At 71.6% G+C, this 26,494-nt stretch carries 23 protein-coding genes; 6 read left to right on the top strand and 17 right to left on the bottom strand.

All coding sequences use genetic code 11. The features are described 5' to 3' along the window. Positions 1–401: 401 nt before the first annotated feature. Positions 402–1,556, bottom strand: a complete 1,155-nt coding sequence (locus AC068D_RS23570; protein WP_478825005.1) for an ROK family transcriptional regulator — start codon at positions 1,554–1,556, stop codon at positions 402–404. A gap of 124 nt (positions 1,557–1,680) precedes the next feature. Here AC068D_RS23570 and AC068D_RS23565 point away from each other — a divergent pair, with 124 nt between their 5' ends. Then, positions 1,681–2,904, top strand: a complete 1,224-nt coding sequence (locus tag AC068D_RS23565) for an MFS transporter (protein ID WP_478825004.1) — start codon at positions 1,681–1,683, stop codon at positions 2,902–2,904. A gap of 153 nt (positions 2,905–3,057) precedes the next feature. On the opposite strand, the gene AC068D_RS23560 is transcribed toward AC068D_RS23565, so the two are convergent. Further along, positions 3,058–3,813: a hypothetical protein gene (locus AC068D_RS23560; protein WP_478825003.1), complete on the bottom strand. Its 756-nt coding sequence runs from the start codon at positions 3,811–3,813 to the stop codon at positions 3,058–3,060. Positions 3,814–4,104: 291 nt separating this feature from the next. Then, positions 4,105–5,223 (bottom strand): glycoside hydrolase family 6 protein, encoded by a 1,119-nt coding sequence (locus AC068D_RS23555; protein WP_478825002.1) that lies wholly within the window; start codon positions 5,221–5,223, stop codon positions 4,105–4,107. A 205-nt stretch (positions 5,224–5,428) separates the two neighbouring features. On the opposite strand from AC068D_RS23555, the gene AC068D_RS23550 reads away from it, so the two are divergent. Next, on the top strand, positions 5,429–6,145 hold the full coding sequence (locus AC068D_RS23550) for a DUF5995 family protein (protein WP_478825001.1): 717 nt from the start codon (positions 5,429–5,431) through the stop codon (positions 6,143–6,145). 174 nt (positions 6,146–6,319) lie between these two features. On the opposite strand, the gene AC068D_RS23545 is transcribed toward AC068D_RS23550, so the two are convergent. Both AC068D_RS23545 and AC068D_RS23540 read right to left on the bottom strand, forming a co-directional pair. Further along, positions 6,320–8,026 carry a flavin monoamine oxidase family protein gene (locus AC068D_RS23545; protein WP_478825000.1) on the bottom strand — a complete coding sequence of 569 codons (1,707 nt, stop codon included), beginning with the start codon at positions 8,024–8,026 and terminating at the stop codon, positions 6,320–6,322. Positions 8,027–8,070: 44 nt separating this feature from the next. Then, positions 8,071–8,874 (bottom strand): carbon-nitrogen hydrolase family protein, encoded by an 804-nt coding sequence (locus AC068D_RS23540; RefSeq protein WP_478824999.1) that lies wholly within the window; start codon positions 8,872–8,874, stop codon positions 8,071–8,073. A 274-nt stretch (positions 8,875–9,148) separates the two neighbouring features. Between AC068D_RS23540 and AC068D_RS23535 the strand changes: the two genes are divergently transcribed. Continuing rightward, positions 9,149–9,700: a Repetin gene (locus AC068D_RS23535; protein WP_478824998.1), complete on the top strand. Its 552-nt coding sequence runs from the start codon at positions 9,149–9,151 to the stop codon at positions 9,698–9,700. Between the two features lie 75 nt (positions 9,701–9,775). On the opposite strand, the gene AC068D_RS23530 is transcribed toward AC068D_RS23535, so the two are convergent. From AC068D_RS23530 to AC068D_RS23510, 5 genes are all read right to left on the bottom strand, one after another. Next, the gene (locus tag AC068D_RS23530) at positions 9,776–10,231 is read right to left on the bottom strand and encodes an Lrp/AsnC family transcriptional regulator (protein WP_478824997.1); all 456 of its coding nucleotides are present in this window, start codon (positions 10,229–10,231) and stop codon (positions 9,776–9,778) included. 10 nt (positions 10,232–10,241) lie between these two features. Next, positions 10,242–11,714 (bottom strand): amino acid permease, encoded by a 1,473-nt coding sequence (locus tag AC068D_RS23525; RefSeq protein WP_478824996.1) that lies wholly within the window; start codon positions 11,712–11,714, stop codon positions 10,242–10,244. A 268-nt stretch (positions 11,715–11,982) separates the two neighbouring features. Continuing rightward, positions 11,983–12,351, bottom strand: coding sequence for a DUF742 domain-containing protein (locus AC068D_RS23520; RefSeq protein ID WP_478824995.1), 369 nt, complete (start codon positions 12,349–12,351; stop codon positions 11,983–11,985). Positions 12,352–12,356: 5 nt separating this feature from the next. Continuing rightward, entirely contained in the window at positions 12,357–12,821 is a 465-nt protein-coding gene (locus AC068D_RS23515; protein WP_478825069.1) for a roadblock/LC7 domain-containing protein, read from the bottom strand. Next, positions 12,814–15,783, bottom strand: a complete 2,970-nt coding sequence (locus tag AC068D_RS23510; protein WP_478824994.1) for a sensor histidine kinase — start codon at positions 15,781–15,783, stop codon at positions 12,814–12,816. The genes AC068D_RS23515 and AC068D_RS23510 overlap by 8 nt, the downstream gene beginning before the upstream one ends. Before the next feature lie 392 nt (positions 15,784–16,175). Between AC068D_RS23510 and AC068D_RS23505 the strand changes: the two genes are divergently transcribed. Beyond that, on the top strand, positions 16,176–17,213 hold the full coding sequence (locus AC068D_RS23505; RefSeq protein ID WP_478824993.1) for a GDSL-type esterase/lipase family protein: 1,038 nt from the start codon (positions 16,176–16,178) through the stop codon (positions 17,211–17,213). On the opposite strand, the gene AC068D_RS23500 is transcribed toward AC068D_RS23505, so the two are convergent. The 4 genes from AC068D_RS23500 to AC068D_RS23485 all read right to left on the bottom strand — a co-directional run bounded on the left by AC068D_RS23500 (position 17,197) and on the right by AC068D_RS23485 (position 20,375). Next, positions 17,197–17,694 carry a GNAT family N-acetyltransferase gene (locus AC068D_RS23500; RefSeq protein ID WP_478824992.1) on the bottom strand — a complete coding sequence of 166 codons (498 nt, stop codon included), beginning with the start codon at positions 17,692–17,694 and terminating at the stop codon, positions 17,197–17,199. The two genes, AC068D_RS23505 and AC068D_RS23500, sit on opposite strands and share 17 nt — an antisense overlap. A 103-nt stretch (positions 17,695–17,797) precedes the next feature. Beyond that, on the bottom strand, positions 17,798–19,264 hold the full coding sequence (locus AC068D_RS23495) for a GuaB1 family IMP dehydrogenase-related protein (RefSeq protein ID WP_478824991.1): 1,467 nt from the start codon (positions 19,262–19,264) through the stop codon (positions 17,798–17,800). A 365-nt stretch (positions 19,265–19,629) separates the two neighbouring features. Further along, on the bottom strand, positions 19,630–19,971 hold the full coding sequence (locus AC068D_RS23490) for a barstar family protein (RefSeq protein WP_478824990.1): 342 nt from the start codon (positions 19,969–19,971) through the stop codon (positions 19,630–19,632). Further along, the gene (locus AC068D_RS23485) at positions 19,968–20,375 is read right to left on the bottom strand and encodes a guanyl-specific ribonuclease (RefSeq protein WP_478824989.1); all 408 of its coding nucleotides are present in this window, start codon (positions 20,373–20,375) and stop codon (positions 19,968–19,970) included. The genes AC068D_RS23490 and AC068D_RS23485 overlap by 4 nt, the downstream gene beginning before the upstream one ends. Positions 20,376–20,531: 156 nt before the next feature. Between AC068D_RS23485 and AC068D_RS23480 the strand changes: the two genes are divergently transcribed. Both AC068D_RS23480 and AC068D_RS23475 read left to right on the top strand, forming a co-directional pair. Further along, positions 20,532–21,836 carry a type I glutamate--ammonia ligase gene (locus AC068D_RS23480; protein WP_478825068.1) on the top strand — a complete coding sequence of 435 codons (1,305 nt, stop codon included), beginning with the start codon at positions 20,532–20,534 and terminating at the stop codon, positions 21,834–21,836. Then, positions 21,837–23,033 carry an amidohydrolase family protein gene (locus tag AC068D_RS23475; RefSeq protein WP_478824988.1) on the top strand — a complete coding sequence of 399 codons (1,197 nt, stop codon included), beginning with the start codon at positions 21,837–21,839 and terminating at the stop codon, positions 23,031–23,033. It begins immediately after the preceding gene. On the opposite strand, the gene AC068D_RS23470 is transcribed toward AC068D_RS23475, so the two are convergent. The 3 genes from AC068D_RS23470 to AC068D_RS23460 all read right to left on the bottom strand — a co-directional run bounded on the left by AC068D_RS23470 (position 22,975) and on the right by AC068D_RS23460 (position 26,464). Next, positions 22,975–24,021 carry a sugar-binding transcriptional regulator gene (locus AC068D_RS23470; protein WP_478824987.1) on the bottom strand — a complete coding sequence of 349 codons (1,047 nt, stop codon included), beginning with the start codon at positions 24,019–24,021 and terminating at the stop codon, positions 22,975–22,977. The two genes, AC068D_RS23475 and AC068D_RS23470, sit on opposite strands and share 59 nt — an antisense overlap. A gap of 75 nt (positions 24,022–24,096) precedes the next feature. Beyond that, entirely contained in the window at positions 24,097–24,780 is a 684-nt protein-coding gene (gene rpe, locus AC068D_RS23465; RefSeq protein WP_478824986.1) for a ribulose-phosphate 3-epimerase, read from the bottom strand. A 250-nt stretch (positions 24,781–25,030) separates the two neighbouring features. Continuing rightward, positions 25,031–26,464, bottom strand: coding sequence for an RsmB/NOP family class I SAM-dependent RNA methyltransferase (locus AC068D_RS23460; protein ID WP_478824985.1), 1,434 nt, complete (start codon positions 26,462–26,464; stop codon positions 25,031–25,033). Between the last annotated feature and the right edge of the window lie 30 nt (positions 26,465–26,494).

The raw sequence follows: 26,494 nt of genomic DNA, 5'->3' as shown, positions 1-26,494 counted from the left end.
CGCGCCAGGTACCGGATCCGCTGCGGCTGCCCGGCCGCCTTTCGGGAGCCGCCGCGGCGGAGACCTCACTCCGGACCGGTCCGTGGGCGTGCGCACCTTCGAGGATTTCCTGCGCCCGAACGGGTCCGGACCGGCGTTCCCGGCGAGCGGCCGCAGTCTGCACCGACCTGGGGGCTTTCGTTTGGATCGGGCTGGATCGGTGCCGGGGCACGCGAGCCTTGGCAAGATCCGAACGAGAGGCCCCAGTCGTGCTTTGTCGGGTCCGGGCCGTTGCGCGGGTGCCGCTGCCGGATGGTCCCGGGGGATGCCCCGCGACCTGCGACGAACGGTGCGCGGATCGCGCCGACCGATCGTCGGGCCCGCCGCATCGCCGCAGGTCGGCGGCATCCGACAAAGCACTACTAGGGCCCGTAGAGGTCGTCCTGCGCTGCGTCGCGGGCCGCGAGGAGCGCTCCGCGCAGAACCGCCCGGCCCCCCAGTGCGGACGGGAGGACCACGGTGCGCAACGGGGAGAGCGCACCGAGGCGGGCCTCGACCCGCCCGGACAGGACGGTGCCGCCGGCATGGCCGATCTCGCCGCCGAGGACCACACATCCGGGGTCGAGCACGGCGGCGACGGCCGCGGCGCCCAGCGCCAGCCGGTCCGCCAGCGCGTCCAGAAATGCCTCGCCACCCTGGGCCTGCCCCGCGACCGCGGCGCGCACCGCTTGTTCGGCCTCACCGTCGACGCCGTGGCGTACGGCGAGTTCGCGGATCGCCGCCGCCCCTGCCAGTGCATGGAAGCCCGCGTCGCAGCCGGTGGCGGACGGCAGACCACCGGTGCCCGGCACCGGCAGGAAACCGATCTCGCCTGCACCGCCCGAGGCCCCGCGACGCAGTCTGCCGCCCAGGACGACCGCGGCACCGACCCCCTGTCCCAGCCAAAGCAGAACGAAGTCGTCCTCGTCCCTCGCGGCGCCCAGACGCTGTTCGGCGACGGCCGCCAGATTGGTCTCGTTCTCCACGAGCACCGTCGCGGGAAGTCTGCCCTGGAGCGCGGCGACGAGCCTGCGATGCCAGGCGGGCAGGCCGGTTGAGTCGCGCAGCTCCCCCGTGACGGGGTCGATCAGCCCCGGCGCGCCGATGCCGACGCTGTGGAGCAGCGTCACGCCCGCGCCGCGCGCCGTGCTCTCCAGCAGGGCGACAGCCTGTTCGACGGCCGGTTCCGTACCGGTGTCGCCTGCGATCGGCAGTGTCGCCTCCGCGAGCGTGGCGCCGAGCAGATCCGCGACCACGACCGAGACGCCATGGGTCCGCACGTCGAGGGCAGCCAGATGTGCCCGGTCGGCGACGATCCCGTAGAGCCGCGCGTTCGGGCCGCGGCGCTGTGCGCCGGACTCGCCCACGACCCGGACGAGCCCCGCCGCCTGCAGCCGCTCCACGAGGTCGGCGACGGTCGGCCGGGACAGTCCGGTCATGGTCCTCAGCTGAGTGGCCGTCAACGGGCCCTCGTCCTGCATGAGCCGAAGGGCGAGCCGGTCGTTGATGGCCCTGGCGGTGCTCGGGGATGCGGGCATGGCGGGAATCCTTCCAGATCGCCGCCGGTCTCCGGCGGCCCGGACCCGAGCGATGAACCTATCTATCAGGCAGGGTTCCTGATAGTTTACCGAAAGACCACCACTCCAGGGGAGGACGGCACCGATGCCGAGTGAAGTGGCCTTCGACAGGCGGCAGTTGAGGCGGGCCCGGTTCGCCGTGGCGGCCGTCTTCTGTGTGCATGGCGCCGTGACCGGCAGCTTCGCCACCCGTATTCCCTGGATCCAGGACCATGCCGGGGTCGGGGCGGGACTGCTCGGCCTCGCGCTCGCCTTCCCGGCCGTCGGGGCGTCCGCCGCGATGCCGCTCGCCGGAGCGGTCAGCCACCGCTACGGCGCACGCGCGGCGCTGCGCGGACTGCTCGCCCTGTGGACCCTCGCACTGGCCCTCCCGGCGCTGGCCCCGAATGTGTACGCGCTCTGCGCCGCCCTCTTCGTGTACGGGGCAACGGCCGGCATGTCCGATGTCGCGATGAACGCGCTCGGTGTCGAGGTCGAGAACCGGCTGGACCGCTCGATCATGTCCGGTCTGCACGGCATGTGGAGCGTGGGCGCCCTGATCGGCTCCGCCGCGGGCACGCTCGCCGCGCATCTCGGCAGCGACGCCCGTCTGCACCATCTCCTCGCGTCGGCCGTTCTCACCGCGCTCGGCCTGCTGGCCTGTCACGGCGTCCTGGACCTGCGCAGCACCCCGGGCGAGGAGCCGCCGCCGCGGTTCGCGCTGCCACCGCGCCCGGCGGTGATCATCGGCGCCATCGGCTTCTGCGGAGTGTTCGCGGAGGGCGCGAGCCTGGACTGGTCGGCGGTGTACCTGCGGGACGTGGTGGGCACGTCCGCGGGGCTCGCCGCCGCCTCCACCACCGCGTTCGCGCTGACCATGGCGGTGGCCCGGCTGGTGGGCGACAGGGTGGTGGACCGTTTCGGCCCGGTCGGCACCGTCCGCGTCGGCGGGGTCCTGGCGACAGCGGGCGGGCTTCTGGTGGTGCTGGCGCCCCGCCCCACGGCCGCGCTGGCCGGTTTCGCCTGCATCGGGCTCGGAGTCGCCGTGGTCGTACCGCTTGCCTTCGCCGCGGCCGGACGCAGCGGCACGAACCCGAGCCTGTCGATCGCTGGCGTGGCGACGATCACCTACACCTCGGGGCTGATCGCACCCTCGGCCATCGGCGGCATCGCCGACATGACCTCGCTTGCGGTGTCCTTCGCGCTGGTGACCGTGCTCGCCCTCGGACTGGTGCTGGGCGCGGGGGTGCTGCGCGGCAGCACGCGGACGACGGCGACCGGCGACTCCGGGACTCCGGCACCGGCACCGGCACCGGAGCTACGGGCCTGACGGAGACCGGGACTGCGGGGCGGAACAGTCCGGCTCCCCTGCTCGCCCGTCGGCTCGGTTCGGTCCGCGCCGACTGTCTGTCAGCGACACTGCCCCGGGCCCCGTGCGAGGCACGGGGCCCGGGGCAGCGGTCGTGGCTGTCCGGTCGGGAACTCAGCCGAGCTTCTTCAGCTGGGCGTCGACCACGGACTTCGGCTGCTCCGCCTTGCCGGCGAGGCTCAGTGCGTGGAAGGTGGCGAGGGTTCCGCCCTTGCGGACCGCGACGAGTTCCGTGGTGGCGGTGTCACCGTCCACGTCCATGGTGAGGGAGAAGGCGACGGCTTCGTCCCCCGCGGCGTAGTCGGCGGGCTCGACCTTGGTGTACTTCGTGCTCTCGCCACCAACGGTCATGGTGAAGCCGCCCGCGCAGTCGGTCCCCGCCTTCTTGAAGGCCGCGAAGGCGTCGGCGGCGCCCTTGCCGTCGTACGAGCCCAGGGTGTCGGCCGTGACCGTCGCGCCGAGAGCGCTGAGGCCGGCCTTCGCCTTCTCCTCCGGCGAGGCGTCGGCGTCCGGAGCCTTGGGCACGGCCATGATCTTGCGCGTCGCCGTGGCACCGGGCGTCCCGACGGGACGCAGCGCCATGACGTCGATCAGGGGCTGGCACTCGGCCTTGTCGCCGGAGACGGTCTTCGCGGCGGCGATGTCCGCTTCGTTGGCCTTGGCCACCTTGTGGTCCTTCAGGTCGGCCTCGGACAGGATCAGCTTGTCCAATTCGGCCTGCGGCAGGGCCTTCTCAGCGGACGAACCGGACGACGCGCCGCCGTTCGAGGTGTTCTTGGCCGCCTCGTCGGAGCCACATGCACCGAGGAGCAGGGCCAGCGACACGGCGGAGGCGGCGACGGCGGTACGACGGACTGTGATGCGGTGCATGGGACTGCTTCTCCTGGCTCAGTGAACAACGTTCCCACCGCGCGCAGTTCACTCAGCGGTGCTCACGCGGATTGTTGTGTGCCGAACAAATGTATGGTCCGCACCGATGGAACGATCAACGATCGGTCGCCTCATCACGATCGTGATGAGGGTGCAATCGCACCTGTATCCAACCGAGATGCCCGGCCGTGCAACCCTGGCGGTAACGGCTGCACGGACGCCCTTCGGCCGCGTCGGGGAGGCCCGCCCCGACGACCGGACTGCCCAGGAGGCACGATCCGGGGACGACGGTCAGCGGTTCGCCAGGTCGTAGGCGTAGTCGGGTGTGAAGCTGCCCGCGGCGCCCCTGCAGCCGTCCGACTCGCCCGGGAGCTTGACCCAGAGATAGGCGTCGATCCGGGTCTCTCCGGTCGCGGTCGTCGGCGTCCGCCCGAGCGCCCGGCCGGCCGGGTCGCACCAGTCCCCCGCCTCCGGTGCGCCGTTGCCGTTGCGGCTGGTGTCGATGACGGCGCCCAGGTGCGCCGGGCCGCCCAGCGCGGCGAGCACGTCGCGGGCGTAGCGCGCCTCGTCCGTCGTTCGATGGAAATTGGAGACATTGGTGAAGATGCCGTCCGAGGCGTGGGCGGCGCCCGCCGACCGCAGCAGAGCGGCCTGTTGCGCGGCGGGGTTCCAGCCGGAGTGGCCGGCGTCGAAATAGACCCTCGCCCGCGGGTTCGCGGCCTTCAGAGTGCTGCCGGCACGCGCCAGTGAGGCGAAGCGTGCCGTCCGTTCACCACTGGAGAGGCAGTCCGCCTGCGCGATCGAGTCGGGCTCGAGCACGACGATCACCGGCTCGTCGCCGAGGCCGGCGGCGAACTCGGCGATCCAGCTGTCGTACGCGGCAAGGCCCGGTGCCCCGCCCTGGGAGGCACCGCCGCAGTCCCGGCCGGGGATCGCGTACGGCACCAGGACCGGAACACGGCCGGCCGCGGACGCCCCCGACGTCACCGAACGCACCTTGCTCCGGATCTCGCCGGGGTTGTAGGCGGCGAACCAGACGGCGGCCGGCTGGGCGGCGATGCGCGACTCGATCAGCGGTCTGCGCGGATCGTCCCGATTGGCCCGTACCCAGTCGAGCACCTGCGACTGCGGATGCCGGTACAGCCGGCCGGCCGCCGTGGCCGTCTCCCGGGGTGCGGTCCGGCGGGGCGCGGGCTTCGCGGACGCCTTCGGCGAGGCCGTGGGTGAGGACGGCGCGGCCGTCACCGTGGACGGGGACGGCGAAGGGCTCGGGCGGGCGGGAAGCGGCACGGTCAGCGGTGAACTGCTCACCTTCGGCCGTGCCGTGTCGTTCTCGTCCTTGCCGCCGGCCGCGGAGACCAGCCCGGTGACCGTGCCCACGGCCACCACCGCCGAGGCCGCGACGGCCATCACGCCATGGCGCGTAGCGCGGCGCCGCTCGTTCCGTTCCGTCCGGCGCTGTGTGCGTACGCCTGACACTTTCCGTTCCCCCCCTCGCACCGGAGACTCCCCCTGAGCCTCCCCTGGCGGCCACCGTCGTCAGGTCCTTCCCCCATTCCGGGGAAGGACGGGCCGGGCGGCACCTGTCCGAGCCTATGGCTGGGACGCTGCCACCATGGCGCAGATCGAACAGTTCGCAGCAGACTTCACGGTACCTGCCGGATCCGGCAGTCCTCCGGTCGGTTCGGTGGCCGCCCGGATGAGGGAGCTCACTTCCGACTGGCCCCCCGACGACGGGGTAGCGGTGTTCAACCGGGTCTATCTGGCGGTCACGGAGGAACTCGGGCGGCGCATCGAGCTGGGCGAGTTCTCCGACCGGCATTCGGCCGTCACGCTGGGCGTACTCTTCGCCGAGCGCTATCTCTCGGCCGTCGGCACGGCCGAGTCGGGCGGCCGGCCACCGGCCTGCTGGCGGCCGCTGTTCCAGTACCGCCGCCATCCGTGCGTACGCCCGCTGCAGTTCGCGCTGGCCGGCATCAATGCGCACATCGGGCACGACCTGGCGCTCGCGGTCGTGGACACCTGCCGTACGCTCGGCTGCGAACCCCTGGAGCTGGAAGCCGAGTTCGACCGCGTGGGTGACATCCTCACCATGTTGGAGGAGCGCATCCGCGAGGATCTGATGCCCGGACCCGATCTGCTGGAGATCGCCGATCCGCTCACCCATCTGCTGGGCTCGTGGAGCCTGGACCGGGCGCGGGAGGGAGCCTGGTCCGCAGCACGTCTTCTGTGGCGGATTCAGGAACTCCCCGAGCTCACAAGCGAGTTCACCGAGCGTCTCGACTCCGGTGTCGGTCTCGTCGGCCGCTGCCTCCTCACCCCCTGGCCCTGACGCACACACCGAAAGCACGCCGCCGGCATCGGGCGCAGACGGAGCCGCCGCCGACCGGGGTGGCCGGTCGACGGCGGCTGGTGCGACCACCCGGGGCCGACCGGGTCACGGTCGGCGGCGGGGGTTCGTCCATGGAGGCGGGCCGGTGCGGCCCGGCCGTGAGGAGGCGCCTGCTCAGTCCTCCGGCAGTTCGACCGGGGCGATCTCGTCGAAGACGTCGCCCGGGCCGGGGTTGGTGGCGTCGGTTTCGCCGCCGAAGTGGTGCATCACGCCCCACACGGCGTTGAGCGCGGTCTGCACCGCGCCCTCGGCCCAGCCGGCCGTCCACGAGATGTCGTCGCCCGCGAGGAAGACGCCACGCTTGTCGGCGGGCAGCCGGTCCTGCATGAAGTGCGTGAACAAGCGCCGCTGGTAGCGGTAGTGGCCCGGCAGGTTGGCCTTGAACGCACCCATGAAGTAGGGCTCGTTCTCCCAGGACACGGTCACCGGGTTGCCGATGATGTGCTTCCTGATGTCGACGTTCGGGTAGATCTCGCCGAGCGACTTGAGCATGACCTCCATGCGCTCGTTCGCGGACAGCGGCAGCCACTTGAGGCTGTCGTCGCACCACGTGTACGAGAGGCAGATGACGGCCGGCTTGTCGGGGCCGTCGTCCAGGAGGTACGTGCCGCGCGTCATCCGGTCGGTGAGGGTCATCGACATCACGTCACGGCCGGTCGGGTTCCCCTTGTCGTCGACGGCCTCGTCCAGCCAGAACGGCCGGTCGACAGGGACGAACAGCTTGGAGGACTCCATGTAGTGGGTCCGCTCCATCGCCGTCCAGTGGTCGATGGGGAAGAGCGAGTCGTCGCAGGCGATCTTGGACAGCAGCAGCCACGACTGGGCGGTGAAGATCGCCGCCTGGTAGGTGCGGATGTCGCCGGAGGCGTCCGTGACGGTGATCCGGTTGCCGGCCGTGCGGTGCAGTCGGGTCACGGCCGGACGCGGCTCGCCCTCGTGGAGGGTCGCGAGCGAGGTGCCCTGGGCCCAGTGGACGATCTTCTCCGGCTCGCGCTCCCACAGACGCAGCGGCAGCTGCTGCGAGCCGCCGACGATGCCGCGGTGGTGGTCGTCGGCCTCGGTGTAGACGACGCGGAGGATCTCCAGGATGGAGTTGGGGAAGTCGGTGTCCCAGCCGCCCGTGCCGAAGCCGACCTGGCCGAAGATCTCCCGGTGCCGGAAGGACTTGAAGGACTCGGATTCGCAGAGGAATCCGTAGAACGTCTGGTTGTCGAGCTTCTCGACGAGCTTCGCCCAGATCTCGCGGATGCGCGGGACATCGCGCTCACGCATGGCACGGTTCATGTCGGAGAAGTCCGCGCCCTCCTCCAGGCAGGCGTTCCACGCGTTCATGACGTCGCGGTAGACCTGCGGGAGGTCGTCGATGGTCTCGGCGTAGTGCGACTCACCCTTGAGGTCGACCACCGTCGACGGGGTGGACTCGGCCAGCGGGTTGGGGAATGCCTTGGTCTCCAGGCCCACCAGGTCGATGTAGTGCTGCAGCGCGGTCGAGGAGGGCGGGAAGCGCATCGCGCCCATCTCGGCGGTCAGCGAGGGGTCGCAGCCCTCGAAGCCGACCGTGCGCAGCCGCCCGCCGATCTGGTCCGCCTCGTAGACGACCGGCTTGAGGCCCATCTTCATCAGCTCGTACGCGGCGATGATGCCCGAGAGCCCCCCGCCGATGACGGCGACCTCGGTGCCGTGCTCGGTCGCGGGTATCTGACCGAGGCCCGCCGGGTGGGCGAGGAAGTCGTCGTACGCGTACGGGAAGTCCGGCCCGAACATGGTGATCGGCGGCTGTGCGTCGGTGTGCGGGACGGAGGTGGGCACCGTGGACGTCATGGGGTGTTGCTCCTGGCTTGCGGTGGGGCGAAGTCTGCGGGGGTTCAGCGGGCGAGGGACGCGTACAGGCCGGGACGGCGGTCGCGCAGATACGGATTGGCGGCGCGCGAGGCGGCCAGGAAGTCCGGGTCGGCGTCGGCGACGACCATCTCCTCGCCATGGCCGGCGCGGGCCCGGGCGATCCCGTCGGGACCGGCCAGGCAGCTCAGGCCGACGAAGTCGAACTCGCCCTCGGGACCGGTGCGGTTGACGTACGCGACGTACATCTGGCTCTCGAAGGCGCGTACCGGGACCAGCTTCTCGGCCACGAACTGGAAGGGGTGCATCTGTGCGGTCGGCACCACCAGGAGATCGGTTCCGGCCAGCGCGTGGGCGCGGACGTTCTCGGGGAATTCGACGTCGTAGCAGATCAGCAGGCCGATGCGGAGGCCTCCGAGCTCGGCCTGGACGACCTGCTCGTCACCCGGCGTGAACCACTCCTGCTCGAAGCTGCCGAAGAGGTGGGTCTTGCGGTAGTTCGCGAGGCGCGTGCCGTCGGGGCCGATGAGCTGCGCCGCGTTGTAGACCGCTTCACCTGCGCCGCGCTCGGGGTAGCCGTAGAGGACGGCGATGCCGTGCCGGGTGGCGATCTCGGCGACCGCCCGTGCGCAGGCGCCGTCGGCGGTCTCGGCGAGGCGGGGAACGTCGGCGCCGATCGCGTAGCCGGTGAGGAACATCTCGGGGCAGATGAGCAGCCCGGCGCCGGCAACGGCCGCGGCGGCGGCGCGCGTGTCGAGGATCTCGAGATTCTTGTCGATGTCGCCGGGGGTACCGGAGCTCTGGAGCAGGGCGGTGCGCAGCGGCGGCATGGACGTACCTCGGGAGGATGGGCGGGATGTCAGGACGACGTCAAAAAGGTACGTTCCGGCCATCCGTCCGGACAAGGCGAGTCCGTTGCGGACCGACTGTCGATCCGTTGCGCGAACCCCGGGGCCGACGGCGATTCATTGCGCGGGGGTCCCTCCCCGGTCGCAATCAGGTGCCCGCCATGTGGCGGAGGAAGGTCCCGACCGCGGTGCGATGTACCGCGCGACGCCGGCCGGAACAGTGGTGGGCGTCCGATCACCTGTCGAAAGGACGGCCATGAGCCGCATCGCCAGACGCCCCGCGAAGATCGCCGCACTCGGCGCCGCACTGCTGATCATCACCGGAGCTGCGGGCTCCGCCACCGCCTCGGGGGGTGGTGGCGGCAGCCCGCGCGAGGCGGCGGCGCTGACCGGCACGGCCAAGCTCCACCGCCCCGCGGGCGACGACATCACGTTCTCCTTCGACGCCCATCTGGCCGCGAAGGACACCATGGACCCGGAGAAGGCCTACGGCACCTTCCGCTTCAGCCACTACCTGAACGGCAAGGGCGGCTGGGCGAAGGCCAGGGTCGACTGTCTGCTGACGGGCGGAAAAGTGGCCGTGGTGACGGGGGTGGTCACCGAATCCGACACCCCCTTCAAGGGCAAGAGGGTCGGCATCACCGTCCATGACCAGGGTCGGCACGACCGTCTGGGCTACAGCTGGATCACCGACGAGGAGCTGAAGGACGTGCCCAAGTGCATGTCCTCGGCCCCCTTCGAGACCGTCGAGCCGGGCACCGGGGACTTCCGTGTACTGCCCTGGAGGCCGGAGTATCCGCAGCCGTAGGGGTAGTCGGTCGGGGGCCGGGCAAGGCGGCGTTCGGGACCGGGAACGGTGGCCGGTGGTCACCGGCCATCGGCGTCAGCCGGGGGAGCCCGACGAGAAGCGCCTGAGCAGTGGCGACAGCACCAGCACGGATTTCGTCCGCTCGACGTACGGTTCGCCCGCGATCCGCTCCAGCACGCGCTCGAAGTGGCGCATGTCGGAGGCGAAGACCTGGACGATCGCGTCCGCCTCCCCGGTGACGGTGGAGGCGGACGCGACTTCCGGATACCGCTCGAGGCCCCGCTTGATGGCGTCGGGCGAGGTGTTGCTGCGGCAGTAGATCTCGATGAACCCCTCGGTCTCCCAGCCCATCGCGGCCGGGTCGACCCGGACGGTGAAGCCGGTGATGGCTCCGTCGGCCCGCAGCCTGTCCACACGCCGCTTCACGGCGGGTGCAGACAGGCCGACGAGCGAACCGATGTCGGCGTAGGAGCGACGGGCGTCCTCGGCGAGGGCGTGGACGATGCGTTCGTCGAGATCGTTCAGTCGCACTGGGGGTGGATCACTTCTCTGCTGTTGCCAGTCGGGAGCGGCGCAGGCCGTAAAGGAAGTAGAACACGAGGCCCGCGACCATCCAGCCACCGAAGGCCATCCAGGTGGCGGCCGGAAGGCTGTACATCATGTAGACGCAGAAGGCGAAGCCCAGGATCGGGGTGACCGGGAACAGCATGACCCGGAATGTGCGGTTCATCTCGGGCCGCGTGTAGCGCAGGATGATCACGGCCACGTTGACCAGGGCGAACGCGAACAGCGTGCCGATGCTGGTGGCATTGGCCAGCTCGCTCAGCGGGATGAAGGCCGCGAGTGTGCCGCAGAAGAGGGAGACGATCACGGCGTTGGCCCGCGGGGCGCCGGTGCGCGCGTCGACCTTGGCGAACACCTTGGGCACCAGGCCGTCGCGCGACATCGCGAACAGGATGCGCGTCTGGCCGTAGAGCACCGCGAAGACGACGCTCGCGATGGCGACGACGGCACCTGCGGCGAGCACCACACCCCAGAAGCTCTGACCCGTGACGTCCTTCATGATCTGGGCGAGGGCCGCCTCGGTGCCCTCGAAGTCCTGCCACGGCATGGCACCCACGGCGACCAGCGCGACCAGGCAGTACAGCACGGTGACGACGAGCAGCGACAGCATGATCGCGCGCGGCAGGTCCCGCTTCGGGTTCTTCGCCTCCTCACCGGCGGTGGAGGCGGCGTCGAAGCCGATGTACGAGAAGAAGAGCGAGGCCGCGGCGGCGCTGATGCCGGTGATCCCGAGCGGGGCCAGCGGGGTGTAGTTGCCGGCCTTGATGCCCATGAAGCCGATGCCGATGAAGAGCACCAGCGTCACGATCTTCACCACGACCATGATCGTGTTCACGCGGGCGCTCTCCTTCGCGCCGCCCATCAGGAAGACCATGGCGAGGAGCACGACGACCAGCGCCGGCAGGTTGACGAAACCGCCCTCGCCGAGCGGGGCCGAGACCGCCCCGGGAATGGTCACGCCGATCGTGCCGTCGAGCAGCTCGTTGAGGTACTCGCCCCAGCCGACGGCGACCGCCGCGACCGAGACGCCGTACTCCAGCACCAGGCACCAGCCGCAGATCCAGGCGATGAGCTCGCCCATGGTCGCGTAGGAGTAGGAGTAGGACGAGCCGGACACCGGAATGGACCCGGCGAGCTCGGCATAGGACAGTGCCGAGAACAGAGCGGTGAGGCCCGCGATCACGAACGAGATCGCCACCGCCGGGCCGGCCAGCGGGGTGGCCTCGCCGAGGACGACGAAGATGCCGGTGCCGAGCGTCGCACCGATGCTGATCATCGTCAGCTGCCACATGGTGAGCGAGCGACGAAGAGTGCCGCCCTCGCCCTGGCCGCCTTCGGCGACGAGTGTCTCGACGGGCTTGCGGCGCATCAGCCGGGCACCGAGGCCGAGCTGGGGGCCCGCGGGGCCCTGCTGGGGAGAGACGGGCGGCGCTGCGCCGTGGTCCAACACTGGGGAGGCTCCTTATCGCTGCCTTGCGGTGGCGGCGACCACGGCGTTCCCCTTTCCGGATTCGCTCCGGGAAATGTGCGCGGGCATGACTGTGCAGCCCGGAGGGGAAAGCGCCGAGCAGACGGTCCCCGCCAAACTCCACGTACTAGCGAGTGACCCTATGAGCCCGGCCTTCCCGCTCGTAATGCACGAGCTTTGCGCATGCCCGCAAGATCATTGCGTGGTTCCGGCAGTCACGGCGGAACGTTGCACAGCTGTGCAAGAGCGTTCACAGTTCGCGCAGCCGGTCCGCGATTTCCCGCAGGAGGGAGGGGTCGTGGCTCTTTCGGTGCGCGGGCGGGGTGGAGACGCGGACGAGCCCCGCCTCGACGAGGTCGACGATGAGCACGCGCACGACGGTGAGCGGCAGGTCGGCGTCGGCGGCCACCTCGGCGACCGGTCGCGCTCCGCGGCGCACCAGGTCGAGCAGGGAACTGCGGGCGTGGTCGAGCGGCGGCGCGGGAACGTCCTGCTCGACGGCCGTGACCCGCGACATCAGATCGATGTGGTGCTCGGAGCCGGGACGCGTCCGGCCCCGGGTCACGGTGTACGGCCGCACCATCGAGCCGGTCTCGTCCTCGTACCAGTGGTCACTCACGGGGATCAGGCGTCTGTGGCCTCGGGGGTGCGCGCCGGCACGGCCATATGCCGGCCGACCCGCCTGACCAGCAGCGTCATCTCGTGGGCGAGCTGTCCGACGTCGGTCTCGATGTCGGAGAGCACGGCGAGGCGGCTGCCGTCGCCCGCAGGCGTGATGAACAGGTAGGCGCCGTCGAGCATGACCATGGTCTGCCGCACCTTCCCGGCCTCGAAACGGGCTCCGGCCTCCTTGGCGAGGCTGTGGAAGCCTGCGCACACGGCGGACAGATGCTCGATGTCGCGTGCCGGCATCCCGCGGGAGGCACAGGTCACGAGTCCGTCCGCGGTCAGCAGCACTGCCTGGCGGACATGGTCGGTCCTGGCCACCAGCTCGTCGAGCAGCCAGCCGAGGTCGCCGGCAGCGGTCCGGCCTGCCGGCCCGGTCTGCTCCGTCTGCTCCGTCTGCTCGCGATCGCCCCGGTCATCCATCGCGGTCCGTCCCTTCATCGCTCATGCTCTCCCGCACCGACGGATCGCTCTTGCGCCCCCGGTCGACACCCCGCTGAAACGCCCCGAAGATGGCGCGCATCTCCTCCGCGCTGACCTCCCGGGTGGGCTCCGCCTCCCCGGTGCTCGCCCCCTGCGCGTCCCGCAGGGGAGCCGCCAGCGACGCCTGCCGCACGCGCCTGGGCAGCGTATGCGCACCGGCCCCGCCTTCGGGAGCCCGCGCAAGGGCCGCGTCCGTATCCCCGTCGACGACCACGCCGTCCGGCTCGCCGGTCCCGCGCCCCCGCGGATCCAAGGGCGCGCCGGGGCGGCCCTCGGCGGGACCCGTCCGCGCGGAGGAGTCCCAGGCGTGCGGAGCGGGCTCGGCGATGCCCACCGGGGAGGAGCCCGTCGGCAGCGACCGGGCACCGTCGGCGGGCCATGGGCCTCCGTCGGCGGGATGGCCGGCCGGCCGGGACTCCACCGAGCCGCCCCGTGGCTGCGCCTCAGGCAATGGGGGCCGCACACGTGTCGGCAGTGCCCGGGACGCGGGCCCGCTGTCGTCGGCCGCGTCCGCCGGGCTCCCTGGATCCACGACCGGCAAGGTGTGCTCCCTGCGGGCCCCGTCCTCGTTCCCGGTACCCGGGACGGGCTCGCCGCCCTCATGGCCGGGTCGTGCGGACGTCGGGGCTGTCGCGCCGTGCACACCGGGCCGCTGCCCGGATGCGCTCTCCCGCACGCCGGTGGGCGACGGGCGCCGCAGCCGCCGAGGCAGTACGCGCGGGTCGCGTACCCCATCGGCAGGTGGTGCCGACTCGTCCGCGTCCGCTCCGGCCGTGTGCGCCTCCTCCGCACCTGCCTCGACGGACCGAAGGGCCGAAGGGCCGGTACCGGCAGGGGCGGTGCCCGTCGCCTCGCCGTCGCCCTGCGGCAGCGCCTCGAGCGCCGACCGGTGGGCCCGTGTGGGCAGCGTGCGGACGACGGCCCCCGTGGGGGCCTCCGGTACGGGCTCCACCGACCGGGGCGCGGCGCCCTTCGGGGCCACCGGGGAGGTGATCGAGTTCGGGAGCAGGACGACCGCGGTGGTGCCCCCGTACGGGGACCTGGTGAGGGTGACCGTGATGCCGTGGCGGGCGGCGAGCGTCCCGACGATGTAGAGCCCCAGGCGCTCGTCCTGGACCGGGTCGAAGTCGCCGGGGCGGGCCAGGGTGTGGTGGGCCTGGGCGAGTTCGTCGCGGTCCATGCCGAGGCCGCGGTCGTCGATCTCGAGGACGAACCCGTTGCGGGCGGCGCCCGTACGCATCGTCACCTGGGTGTGCGGCGGCGAGAAGGCCGTCGCGTTCTCCACCAGCTCGGCGACGAGGTGCACCACGTCGGCGACGGCCTCAGCCCCCACGCCGATCGCCGGCATCGGCGGGACGACGACCCGCGTGTAGTCCTCGATCTCACCGACGGCCGCCGCCACGACGTCGACGAGCGGCACCGGCCTGCGCCATCTGCGCCCCGGTGCTGCGCCCGAGAGAATGATCAGACCCTCCGCATGACGCCGCATCCGGGTCGTCAGATGGTCGATGCGGAAGAGGTCCTCCAGTGTGTCCGGGTCGGTCGTACGGCGTTCCAGCGTGTCCACCAGCTTCGACTGGCGGTGCACCAGGGCCTGGTTGCGCCGTGCGATGTTCAGCAGCACCGCGAACACGCCGCGTCTGAGCATCGCCTGCTTGACGGCCGCCTCGACGGCCGCCCGCCGCGCCGCGTTGAGCGCACGCCCGACCTGGGCGATCTCGTCCGGCCCGCGCTGGTCGTCACCGAAGTCGAGTGGCGGGGCCACGGCGGCCGCGTCCACGTCCTCGCCCGCGGCGAGCCGTTCCATCACATCCGGCAGCTGACGTGCCGCCAGCAGGTCGGCCGCGTCCCGCAGTTCCTCGAGTCGCCGCGCGATGCGACGCCCTGCCGAGACCGAGAGCAGCACCGACACCACGACGGCGACGAGTCCCACGGCACCGACCACGGCGGCGCTGACCATCTCCCGGTAGGCGAAGGCACGTCCGCGGTCCGCCGCGTTGAGCGCGGACTCGGTGCACAGCAGCATGTAGCGCTTGACCGCCCGGTCGGTCGTCGTCCGCCAGGAGTCGGCGGCTATCGCCTCGCCCGCGCCGGACGCACCGGCCCGCAACAGCCTGTCCTCCCCCGCGGTCAGCGCCCGGTACTCCGCGCTCCGCTGGAAGTCCGTGAACAGCTTGCGGGAGTCGGCCGGGAGATCGGCGACGTAGGTACGGTGGAAGACCCGCCGGTCCTCGATCGTGGCGATGAGCATGTCGTACTGGCCGTCGCTGAGGCTGCCGGCGGCCCGGGCACCCGCGACCAGCGCGTCCTCGCGGGAGACGAACTCCCGCACCCGCACCATCTCGACCACGACCTGTGCCTCACGCGCAAGCTGTCCTGCCTGCAGTGCCGTGAGCGTGGACTGCACATCGAAGGTCGGCTCGACGATCGCGGTGTATGCGTCGACGGCCTGGTTCCAGGTGACCGACCTGTCGACGACCTGCTCCCGCAGGGTGTCGAGCCGTGTCGCGGCCCGGGCCATCTCGTCCAGCGATTCGCGCTGACGCGCGGCCAGATCACCGCGCCGCTCCTCGTCGCCGATCGCCTCGCGCATCGCCTGTACGGCACGATCCGTCCTGCGCTGCTGGGCCAGGAGCGCTGCGGTGTCGGCCGAACCGCCCTCCCGCTCGCCCGCGCCCAGATACGTGGCTGCCAGCCTGCGCTCGATCTGGATCTGCCCGACCGCCGTGTCGACCGGAGTGCCGAAGTTCTCGTAGACGCCCTGGAGCCTGATCAGCGCCCGCAGATCTCCCGTCACGGACACCATCGCGAAGCTCCAGAGCGCCAGCAGCGCGATGATCGGCAACACGGTGAGGGCCACGATCCGGCCGCGGATCGTGGGACGGCGCAGTCGCCGGCGCATGGACTCCCCAGAGCGGTAGGGACGGCTGACCAGCGGTGGTTACCGCTCGGTAGGGGCAGTCAACCTACGGTATCCGGCGAGTGCGGCGCAACGCTCCCCGCGGTAACAGCGGCCGGCCGTTCCGGTGCCCTCCATTGACACCGGGTCCGGCCTGCTGCACCGTGCCGCGAAACGACCCTCACCATGCGGGATCGGGCACTACCGGGCGCGATCGGGAGAAACCCGCATGGATACCGACGTGGTACGCGGGAACGATGTCCGGGTGCACAACCGGACCACGGCGCGCCGGACCGGCACCCCGTCCCCGGGGCCTCGTATCGGCGGCGCCGGTCGTCCGTCGCGGACCGCGGGGTAGGAGTCAGGTCTTCCCACCCGACGATCGGAGGCCCCACATGACGCCGGACACGACACGAGGCACGACCTGGCTCGACCCGGAACCGTTCCTTCGTGGCGTCGCCTGGCGGGACGGCGAGCGCGTGGTACGGGCCGATCCCACGGATCTGGCACGGCTGCCGTGGGACACCCGTGAGCGGGCCGCGCTGCCCATCGGCGTACGGCTGGAGTTCACCGTGCCCGGCGGGGCCCGCGCAGTCGAGGTGCGCTACCGGGCGCATGTACCCGGACCGACGGACGCACTGCGCGACCTCGCGCACTGCTTCTCGCTCTGGCGGGACGAGCGCTGTGTGCACGAGTCGTTCACCGAGCCCGCCGAAGAGGCGACGGTCACGATCGGACTCCCGCCCGGCGAGGGCCCGTTCACCATCCATCCGCCCGAGTCCCAGTCGCCCGTCGTCCTCGGGCTGCGCGGCGTGGGAGGGACGGTGGCGCCTGCTCCCGCCCGGCCCCGCTGGCTCGTCCACGGCGACTCCATCACGGAGGGCTGGTGGTCGACCCGCCCCGCGCGCTCCTGGCCCGCCACCGCCGGCCGTGCCCTCGGTGTGGACACCGTCAATCTCGGCTACGCGGGCGCGGCCTGTGGTGAGCTCCCCACGGCGCAGCAGCTCGCCACCCTGCCCGCCGGACTGCTGACCCTGGCCTTCGGCACGAACTGCTGGTCCCGGATCCCCTGCACCGCGCCCCTGCTGTACGAGACGGTCCGTACCTTCGTCACCCTGGTGCGCCAGGGCCATCCGCACACACCGCTGCTGCTGCTCTCCCCCGTGCTGCGCCCCGATGCGGAATCCACCGGCAACGCCGTCGGTGCCACCCTCGCCGAACTGCGTACGGCGATGGAGTCCGCGGCCCGGGACCTCGCCGCCGAGGGCGACGGCCGGTTGACGCTGCTGCCCGGCCTCGGACTGCTGGCGCCGGAGCACCTGGCGGACGGACTGCATCCGAACGACGCGGGCCACGCCCTGATCGCGGCGGCGGTCGCCGACACGTTGCGGAGCGCCGGCTTCGCCGGTCCCGCTCTCAGCCCAGCCGCTTGACGAGGAAGGTGCAGGGGTCTGCGCACTCGTGCCGGGTCCCGTCCTCGTCGAGGTACGCCCAGCGGTCGGTGTACGACACGGTGGGCTCGTATCCGAGACGTGCGTACAGCGCCGCCGCACGGGCGTTGTCGTGGTCGACGCCGAGGCCGAGCAGTTTTCTTCCGCGCCCGTGTGCGAGGGCCTCGGCGGCACGGATCAGGGCGGTGCCGATGCCCTGTCCCTGGAGTTCCTCGGGCCATACGGCAAGTCCGTTGAGCTCCGGACAGTCGCCGTGCGCAGCCTGCACCTCGGGCGCCGCGCAGCCCGTCCAGCGCAACTCTCCGCGGCCGACCGGCACTCCGTACCGCCAGGCGACCAGATAGGTGCTCGCGCCCGTCTCCTGGCGCAGAAACCGGGCGGTGTGGTGGGAATCCGCGCTGCTGGAGGGCATGTGCAGATCGAGCAGCGGCAGGTCTGCGTCTCGGCAGGGTGCGATCTCCATGCGCCGACGGTACGGGAACGACGGCGGCCCCCGGGGAAGATCCCGGGGGCCGCTGTCGGTGTGCGACCGGTGCGCGGGCGGGTCCGCTCCGGTCGGTCGTCGCTCAGTTCCAGCTGGCGTGCAGCGGCTTGCCCTCGGCGTAGCCTGCGGCGCTCTGGATGCCGACGACCGCCTTCTCCGCGAACTCGTCGAGCGAGCCGGCGCCCGCGTAGGTGCAGGAGGAGCGGACGCCCGCGATGATCGAGTCGATCAGGTCCTCGACGCCCGGACGGGCCGGGTCGAGGAACATCCGCGAGGTGGAGATGCCCTCCTCGAAGAGCGCCTTGCGGGCGCGGTCGTACGACGACTCGTCGCTCGTACGGTTACGCACGGCACGCGCGGACGCCATGCCGAACGACTCCTTGTACAGCCGACCGTCGGCGGTCTGCTGCAGATCGCCCGGGGACTCGTACGTGCCCGCGAACCAGGAGCCGACCATCACATTGGACGCACCGGCGGCGAGCGCCATGGCGACGTCGCGCGGGTGACGGACACCGCCGTCGGCCCAGACGTGCTTGCCGTACTTCCTGGCCTCCGCGGCGCACTCCAGCACGGCAGAGAACTGGGGTCGGCCCACTCCGGTCATCATGCGGGTGGTGCACATGGCGCCGGGGCCCACACCGACCTTGATGATGTCCGCGCCCGCCTCGATGAGGTCCTTGACGCCCTCGGCGGCCACGATGTTGCCCGCGACGATCGGGACATGGGGGTCGAGTCCGCGGACGGCCTTGATCGCCGAGATCATCGACTCCTGGTGGCCGTGCGCGGTGTCGACGACGAGCGTGTCGACGCCCGCGTCCAGAAGCTGCTTGGCCTTGCCCGCGACGTCGCCGTTGATGCCGACGGCGGCAGCGATCCGCAGCCTGCCCTTGTCGTCCGTGGCCGGCGTGTAGAGCGTGGCCCTCAGGGCCCCCTTGCGGGTGAGGACGCCCGCGAGCCTGCCGTCCTTGCCGACGGCGGGCGCAATCTTGCGGTTGGCGCTGTCGAGGGTCATGAACGCCTCGCGCGGATCGATGTCCGCATCGATCAGCAGCAGGTCCGTGGACATGACCTCGGACAGCTGCGTGAAGCGGTCCACACCGGACAGGTCGTGCTCGGTGACGACGCCGACGGGGCGGCTCTCCTCGTCGACGACGACGCCCGCGCCGTGCGCCCGCTTCGGAAGGAGGGACAGCGCATCGGCGACGGTCTGGTGCGGGGTGAGCACGATGGGTGTGTCGAGCACCAGGTGGCGCGTCTTCACCCAGGAGATGACCTCGGTGACGACCTCGATCGGGATGTCCTGCGGGATGACGACCAGGCCACCGCGGCGGGCCACGGTCTCTGCCATCCGGCGGCCGGCGATCGCGGTCATATTCGCGACGACCAGCGGAATCGTGGTTCCGGTGCCGTCGGGGGAGGCGAGGTCGACGCCCTGGCGAGAGCCCACGGCCGAGCGGCTCGGCACCATGAACACATCGTCGTACGTCAGGTCGTAGGGGACCGGAGACGATGTCACGGGCCGTCCGGTGCCAGGCTCAAGGAAACGCATAAGTCTCACATTTTCACGCGAAACGGCGCAGGTCACTCCCCCAAGGACACAGCAAAACGCCCCCGCGTTCATATGTTCCTCCAACGAGGTACGGGGGCTCACTGCGTCGGGCAGAAGTAGGGAACCTGCCTTACATCGAGAGATTACCCGAACATGAAACAGCCGGGCGAGCCGCGCCCGTCATGCGGAAGGATGGGAAGCCCGGAACGCGCCCGGAGCGGGCGCCGCGGTCGTTCCGTTCGGCCCGTGCGGGACACCGCGGCCGCCTGCGGGTACGGATCTCGTCGGCTTCCGCCGCAACCGCAGGCGCCCGCTCCCGTCACCCCAGGGACGCTCCCCTGGGGGCGCCGGGATCGCCGCAGTCCTCACCGCCACGACCCGCCCAGGGCGACCAGCACGGCGAGCTGCCCCGGCATGGTGTCGACCGCCTGGGCGAAGACCTCCTGGGCCGTCGCCCATTCGCGCGGGCGGGCCTCGGCGTACTCCTGCCAGCGGCAGACGAGGACGAGCGTGCCCTCGTCCCCGGGGAGGTCGGTGAGACAGTCGGCGAGGGCGTCCCAGTTGCGGCCGAACCAGGCCGGCAGTTCCAGATCGCTCGCGCAGCGCTCCATGAAGGCGGCCTTGTCCGTGACCCCGTGGAGGTCGAGCACGGTGATGTTCCGGCCCGCGGTGGCGCCGAACAGTGCCGCGAGGGGGCCGTTTCTCATGGGAGCACCTCCCTGAACGTCTCGTAGTGATCGTCGGTGTAGTAGATCTCGTCGCCCTGGCCGGTGACGATGCGGCGGGCTCCCCGGTCGCCCTCGCCAGGGGTGCGGACGGTGTACTCGTGGTAGTAGCCGCGGCGCCGCTCGGGCAGGATCCCCTCGAAATTGCCGAAGGTGGCTCCGTCCTTGGCATACGGGAAGGGCCCGCCCCGGTCGATCAGTCGCAGCGTCTCACGGGCTTCCTCGGGCAGGTCGGCGACGCGGACGGAGCGCAGCGAGGTCACGGCCGGTGCCGCTCCCGGCGTGTCGGAGACGGTGGAGCAACCGCTCAGCAGGAGCCCGACCAACAGCGTGCCGAGGAAGGTCGACAGCGCCACGGCAAGGCGGAAGTACGGCCGGTGCAGCATGCCGCCGATGCTGCCACGATCACATGGAGAACGCGGTGAAGCAGCGGCCGGGCGGGTAGGGAATGTCCCGTGCAGCACAGCGACCAGACACAGCAGGACCGCGAGCGTGCCCGCCGTCACGCCCGCCAGGCAGCTCGGCAGGAAGCCGCCCGGCTGATGGCCGAGAGCGTCCACGGTGTGGCCCTGACCTGGGTGGACAACGCCGGCCTCACCCGGGTCAAGGCCGTGCCCGTGGGCCGGCTCGCCCAGGCCGCGGCACGCGGCGTCGGCATGTCCCCCGTCTTCGACGTCTATCTGGTGGACGACTCGATCACGACGAGCCGCTGGATCGGGGGCCCTGACGGCGATCTGAGACTCGTACCGGACCTCGAACGGCTCACCGTGCTCGCCGGGCAGCCCGGCTGGGCCTGGGCTCCTGTCGACCGCTACGACCAGCAGGGGCGGCCCCATGCCGCATGCCAGCGGTTGTTCGCCCGGAGGATGGCCGAGCTGGCCGCGGAGCACGGCATCGAGCTGCGGATGGGCTTCGAGACCGAGTGGATCGTTCAACGGGACGGCGCGTATCCGTGCACCGGACCCGCGTACGGCATGGCCCGGGTGGTCGAACTCTCCGACTATCTGGAGGAGGTGCTCCGCGCACTGGTCTCCCAGGGTGTCGACGTCCTGCAGATCCATCCCGAGTACGCGGCAGGGCAGTTCGAGGTGTCGGTGGGTCCGTCCGATCCGGTGGGCGCCGCTGATCTGGCGGTGCTGGTGCGCGAGACGGTCAGGGCGGTGTCCCTGCGGCACGGGCTCACACCGTTGTTCGGCCCGGCGGTCGAAGCGGACGGCGTCGGCAACGGCGGCCATCTCCATCTGAGCCTGTGGAGGGACGGGCGGAACCTGTGCCGGGACGACCGGGGGCCGTTCGGCATGAGTGCCGACAGCGAGGCGTTCCTGGCCGGGGTCCTGGACGCCCTTCCGGCCCTTCTCGCGATCGGCGCCCCCTCCCCCGCGAGCTATCTCCGCCTCCAACCGTCCCGCTGGGCAGGCGTCTTCCAGTGCTGGGGGCTGGAGAACCGCGAAGCCGCTCTCCGCTTCATCACGGGTGCGCCGGACGATCCCGACGGGGCGAACGCCGAGGTGAAGTGCTTCGACCCGGCGGCCAATCCCTATCTGGTCGTGGGCGCGGTCATTGCCGCGGGTGTGGCGGGCCTGCAGGCCAAGTCCGCCCTTCCGCCTCCCCTGCAGGGCGATCCCGCGACCGGCCCGGACGTCGGCGCCGCAACCCCCGACGTACCGGAACGGCTGCCCCGGTCGCTGCCCGAGGCCCTGGAGCACTTCGGCCGCTCGGAGGTGCTGCGGGAGGCGCTCGGCGAGGCGCTGTTCGAGGCGATCGTCGCCGTGCGCCGGGCGGAGACCGAACTCTTCGACGGCAGGAGCCCGCAGCAGATCGCCGACGCCACGCGCGGGCGGTACTGAATGGCGCTCGCGCTGCCACCGCTCGTCGACCACCACTGCCACGGGGTTCTGCGCCAGGACCAGGACGCGGCCGGGTTCGCCTCGTACCTGACCGAGTCGGACGCTCCGGCCGCGCCCGGCACGAGCTTCTTCGACACCCAGCTGGGATTCGCGGTACGCCGTTGGTGTCCGCCGCTGCTCGGTCTCGAGGCGCACTGTCCGCCCGAGCGCTATCTGGAGCGCCGTCGCGAACTCGGCGCCGTGGAGGTGACGCGGCGGCTGCTGCGGGCGAGCGGAACGGGCACGTATCTGGTCGACACAGGGCTGCCCGGAAACCTCACCGGCCCCACCGAGCTGGCGGAGCTCGGCGGGGCCGAGGCGGGCACGATCGTGCGCCTGGAGTCACTGGCCGAGCGCACGGCGGACACGAGCAGCAACGCACACGCGTTCGCCGAGGTGTTCGAACATGCCGTTGTGGCGTCCGCGCGCTCCGCCGCCGGGTTCAAGTCGGTCGCCGCCTACCGCTACGGACTCGGTCTCGACCCCGACCCACCGGCCCCGGGAGAGGTGCACGAGGCCGCCTCGCGCTGGCTGGCGGACCGGCGTCCGGGCGGACGGCTCACCGACCCGGTGCTGCTGCGCCATCTGCTCTGGTCGGCGGTCCGCACCGGACTGCCGATCCAGCTCCACACCGGGTTCGGCGATCCGGATCTGCGTCTCGACCGCTGCGATCCGCTGCTGCTCACGGACTTCATCCGGGCCGTCGCCCCGTACGGCTGCCCGCTCGTGCTGCTCCACGGCTACCCGTACCACCGGCACGCGGCCTATCTCGCCCATGTGTTCCCCCATGTGTACGCGGATGTCGGCCTGGCCCTCTCCCACACAGGTGCCCGCGCCGGCGCCGTTCTCGCCGAGGCGCTGGAGCTCACCCCGTTCGGCAAGCTCCTCTACTCGAGCGACGCCTTCGGGCTCCCCGAGCTGTACGTGGTCGGCTCACGCGTCTTCGCGGAGGCCCTGGAGTGCCTCCTCGACACCTGGACGTCCTCCGGCGCATGGTCGGACGAGGACGCGGGGCGCGTGGCCGAACTGCTGGCCGCGGGGAACGCCCGCCGCCTCTACGGCCTGGGCCCTTCGCCGGTCCCGGACCGGGACCCGGGCATCAGTCGTCCGGGTCCGCCCGCTCCAGCGCCGGGCGCGGGCCCGGGAGGGACTCCGTGAGGAGGAAGTCCGCAGCGGCCGTGTCCGTCACCAGGCTCGTGACGAGACCCGATCTGAGCACCGCACCGATCGCCGCCGCCTTGCGCTGGCCACCGGCGATCGCGACGACCTCCGGAATGCGGCGCAGTCGGTCCGCCTCGACCGTGATGCAGCGCTCGCCGAGATCACGGCCGACCCGCCGGCCGTCCGCGTCGAAGAGATGCGCGGACATCTCCGCGGCGACACCGAGCGAGGCGTAATGTGCCCGCTCCTCGTCCGTGAGCATGTCGTGGACCGTCGAGATGCCCGGTTCCCAGGAGCCGATCGAGACACAGGCGACGGTCACCTTGTCGAAGTACTCGAAGGCACGCGCGATGCCCGTCTGGTTGCGCAGGGCGGCCGCCGTGGCCGAGTCCGGCAGCAGCATCGGTGCATAGATCGGGTGCGCCTCGCCACCGGAGACCTGTGCGGCGCGCCGTACCGCCTCCACCGACCCGCGCTCGGCGGTGCCTGCGTCGTACACACCGGTCAGCTGGACGACCGTGCACGGCGGCAGCCGGTCCAGCGCCGCCGCCATGTGGATCGTCGACCGCCCCCACGCCAGGCCCAGCACATCGCCCTCGGCCACGAGCTCCCCGAGCAGGTCCGCTGCGACCTCACCGAGGTTCTCGGGGTCGGGGGACTCGTCCTCGCCCTCCGCAGGGGACTCGACGACCACGGCGTGCCGCAGGCCGTAGCGGGCACGCAGCGCGTCCGAGCGCTCCGCGTCCAGCTCGGCAGGGACGCGGATCTCGATCCGCACGAGGTCGCGTTCGAGAGCGGTCTCCAGGACCCGGGCCACCTTGAAGCGGCTGACGCCGAATTCCTCCGCGATCTGGATCTTGGACTTGCCCTCGAGGTAGAAGCGGCGGGCCATGGCCGCCGCCTGCACCAGCTCCGCGGGTCCCATCCGCAGGGCTGGTCGTCCCGCCGACATTGCAGACACCGCGATCTCCTCACTGCTGTTCACTCTCCGGAACCGTCATCCTGTCAGATCCGGGGGTTGTCGATCAGCCCGGTCGGGCCCCGTTCATGCAAGCGTGGCTCAGTGGTCGCATGCCCAGGGTGCCGATGCGATCGTCCGGGCCGCCATGTCGCGCAGTGACCGCACCGCCGCGGCCGGGTCCTCGGCGCCGTACACCGCCGAACCGGCCACGAAGACGTCCGCACCCGCCTCCGCGCACTGCTCGATCGTCGCCTCCGAGACACCTCCGTCGACCTGGAGCCACAGCTCGAGTCCGTGCTTGCTGATCAGCTCCCGGGTGCGGCGGATCTTCGGGAGCATGATGTCCAGGAACGCCTGACCGCCGAAGCCCGGCTCCACGGTCATGATCAGCAGCATGTCGAGCTCGGGAAGCAGGTCCTCGAACGGCTCGATGGGCGTTGCGGGCTTGAGCGCCATCGAAGCGCGCGCGCCCTTGGCACGGATCTCACGGGCCAGCCGTACGGGTGCTGCCGCAGCCTCCACATGGAAGGTGACGGAACCGGCGCCTGCCTCGACGAACTGCGGGGCCCAGCGGTCCGGGTCCTCGATCATCAGATGGCAGTCCAGCGGGGTGTCGGCGGCGCGGCTGAGCGACTCGACCACCGGAACGCCCAGCGTCAGATTGGGCACGAAGTGGTTGTCCATGACATCGACGTGGAGCCAGTCGGCCCCCTCGACGGCCTTCGCCTCCTCGGCGAGGCGGGCGAAGTCGGCGGACAGGATGCTGGGGTTGATCTGGGCCATGTGCCAAGACTGCCATGTTCCCGGACGCTTCCCCTCCCCGGTACCTCACGAAAGCAATTCCGGTACCCACCGAAAGCCTCCGGCAGGAGAACTCGCCGGGGCGGCACGCCACGCCTGCGGTGCCCCGACCCGGACCACCGGACCGCCGTCCGCCCGACAGGCGCCTTTCCCGGCGGGGTGCGGGTGCCGATCCGGTAGCCCGGAGGGCACGCCCCGGGCGGCCCGTCGCCGCCGGCCGCCGAGGGCGACGTCACGCCGTGCGCCGCAGCAACGCCAGATACATCGCGTCGGTGCCGTGCAGGTGCGGCCACAGCTGTACGTCGGGCCCGTCGCCCAGCGCCGGGACTCCCGGCATCAGAGGGCGGGCGTCGATCCACTCCGCCTCCACGGGCGCCCCGCCACGGCCCTTGAGGACGTCCTCGACGACCACCCGGGTCTCGGCGAGATGCGGCGAGCACGTCGCGTACCCGACGACCCCGCCCACCCGCACCGCTCGCAGGGCTTCGCGGAGCAGTGCCCGCTGGAGCGGGGCGAATCCGTCGAAGTCCTCGGGGCGGCGGCGCCAGCGGGCCTCGGGACGCCGGCGCAGGGCCCCGAGGCCCGAGCAGGGGACGTCGACCAGGACACGGTCGAAGGAGGCGGACCGCCATGGCGGACGGGTGCCGTCGGCAGCGATGACCTGGTACGGACCGGGGTTGCCAGCGAGCGCCCGCTCGACGAGCCGGGCGCGGTGCGGCTGCTTCTCGGAGGCGAGCAGCGAGGCACCCCGCCCGGCGGCGAGCGCTCCCAGCAGGGCCGCCTTGCCGCCTGGGCCCGCGCAGCCGTCGAGCCAGCGCTCGTCCGGGCCGTCTAGCGGCGCGTCGGCCAGGGCGATCGCGACGAGCTGACTGCCCTCGTCCTGCACTCCGGCACGGCCTTCACGCACGGCGTCGAGCGCACCCGGCTCACCGCCCTCGGCGAGCCTCACGGCGTACGGCGACCAGCGGCCCGGCAGACCGGCCTCGTCGCCGAGCACGTCGAGCAGCTCTTCCGTGGTGGCCCGCCCGGGCCGGGCCACCAGCGTGACCTCGGGCCGCTCGTTGTCGGCCTGCAGCAGATCCTCGATCCCCGCGCGGCCACCGCCCAGCGCGTCCCACAGGGCCGAGACGACCCATCGCGGATGCGAGTGAACGACCGACAGATGATCCTCGGCGTCCTCGTCGTACGGCGGAGCCACCCGGTCCAGCCATCCGTCGAGATCGTGCTGCGAGATCTTCCGGAGCACGGCGTTGACGAACTTCGCCCGCCCGTCGCCGAGCACCACCCGCGCCAGCTCGACCGTCGCCGAGACCGCCGCGTGCGTCGGGATGCGTGTCCCCAGCAGCTGATGGGCACCGAGCGACAGCACATCGAGCACGGGCGGGTCGACCTCGCGGAGCGGCCGGTCGACGCAGGCGGCGATGATCGCGTCGTAGGTGCCCTGACGACGCAGCGTCCCGTACACCAGCTCCGTCGCGAGCGCCGCGTCCCTGCCGTCGAAATCCCCGTCCTCGCGGGCCTTCCGCAGCAGCGCAGGCAGTACGAGGTTGGCGTAGGCGTCCCGTTCGTCGACAGCCCTCACCACGTCGAAGGCGAGGATCCGCACGGGGTCCTTCTTCGGGCGACGGTACGGCTTGTGGGGACGGCGACGGCTCTGCTCGCTCAAAAGGTGCTCCGCATGGTGAAAGGGTCCAAC

This window comes from Streptomyces sp. NPDC043861, from assembly GCF_056435905.1.
This window is presented reverse-complemented; position numbering and strand designations above follow the sequence as displayed.

What these genes read in the sequence shown, in the direction of transcription:
- AC068D_RS23570 (WP_478825005.1), bottom strand. Translation starts at nt 1,556, where the DNA reads ATGCCCGCATCCCCGAGCACCGCCAGGGCCATCAACGACCGGCTCGCC.
- AC068D_RS23565 (WP_478825004.1), top strand. Translation starts at nt 1,681, where the DNA reads ATGCCGAGTGAAGTGGCCTTCGACAGGCGGCAGTTGAGGCGGGCCCGG.
- AC068D_RS23560 (WP_478825003.1), bottom strand. Translation starts at nt 3,813, where the DNA reads ATGCACCGCATCACAGTCCGTCGTACCGCCGTCGCCGCCTCCGCCGTG.
- AC068D_RS23555 (WP_478825002.1), bottom strand. Translation starts at nt 5,223, where the DNA reads ATGGCCGTCGCGGCCTCGGCGGTGGTGGCCGTGGGCACGGTCACCGGG.
- AC068D_RS23550 (WP_478825001.1), top strand. Translation starts at nt 5,429, where the DNA reads ATGGCGCAGATCGAACAGTTCGCAGCAGACTTCACGGTACCTGCCGGA.
- AC068D_RS23545 (WP_478825000.1), bottom strand. Translation starts at nt 8,026, where the DNA reads ATGACGTCCACGGTGCCCACCTCCGTCCCGCACACCGACGCACAGCCG.
- AC068D_RS23540 (WP_478824999.1), bottom strand. Translation starts at nt 8,874, where the DNA reads ATGCCGCCGCTGCGCACCGCCCTGCTCCAGAGCTCCGGTACCCCCGGC.
- AC068D_RS23535 (WP_478824998.1), top strand. Translation starts at nt 9,149, where the DNA reads ATGAGCCGCATCGCCAGACGCCCCGCGAAGATCGCCGCACTCGGCGCC.
- AC068D_RS23515 (WP_478825069.1), bottom strand. Translation starts at nt 12,821, where the DNA reads ATGGATGACCGGGGCGATCGCGAGCAGACGGAGCAGACGGAGCAGACC.
- AC068D_RS23510 (WP_478824994.1), bottom strand. Translation starts at nt 15,783, where the DNA reads ATGCGCCGGCGACTGCGCCGTCCCACGATCCGCGGCCGGATCGTGGCC.
- AC068D_RS23505 (WP_478824993.1), top strand. Translation starts at nt 16,176, where the DNA reads ATGACGCCGGACACGACACGAGGCACGACCTGGCTCGACCCGGAACCG.
- AC068D_RS23500 (WP_478824992.1), bottom strand. Translation starts at nt 17,694, where the DNA reads ATGGAGATCGCACCCTGCCGAGACGCAGACCTGCCGCTGCTCGATCTG.
- AC068D_RS23495 (WP_478824991.1), bottom strand. Translation starts at nt 19,264, where the DNA reads ATGCGTTTCCTTGAGCCTGGCACCGGACGGCCCGTGACATCGTCTCCG.
- AC068D_RS23490 (WP_478824990.1), bottom strand. Translation starts at nt 19,971, where the DNA reads ATGAGAAACGGCCCCCTCGCGGCACTGTTCGGCGCCACCGCGGGCCGG.
- AC068D_RS23485 (WP_478824989.1), bottom strand. Translation starts at nt 20,375, where the DNA reads ATGCTGCACCGGCCGTACTTCCGCCTTGCCGTGGCGCTGTCGACCTTC.
- AC068D_RS23480 (WP_478825068.1), top strand. Translation starts at nt 20,532, where the DNA reads ATGGCCGAGAGCGTCCACGGTGTGGCCCTGACCTGGGTGGACAACGCC.
- AC068D_RS23475 (WP_478824988.1), top strand. Translation starts at nt 21,837, where the DNA reads ATGGCGCTCGCGCTGCCACCGCTCGTCGACCACCACTGCCACGGGGTT.
- rpe (WP_478824986.1), bottom strand. Translation starts at nt 24,780, where the DNA reads ATGGCCCAGATCAACCCCAGCATCCTGTCCGCCGACTTCGCCCGCCTC.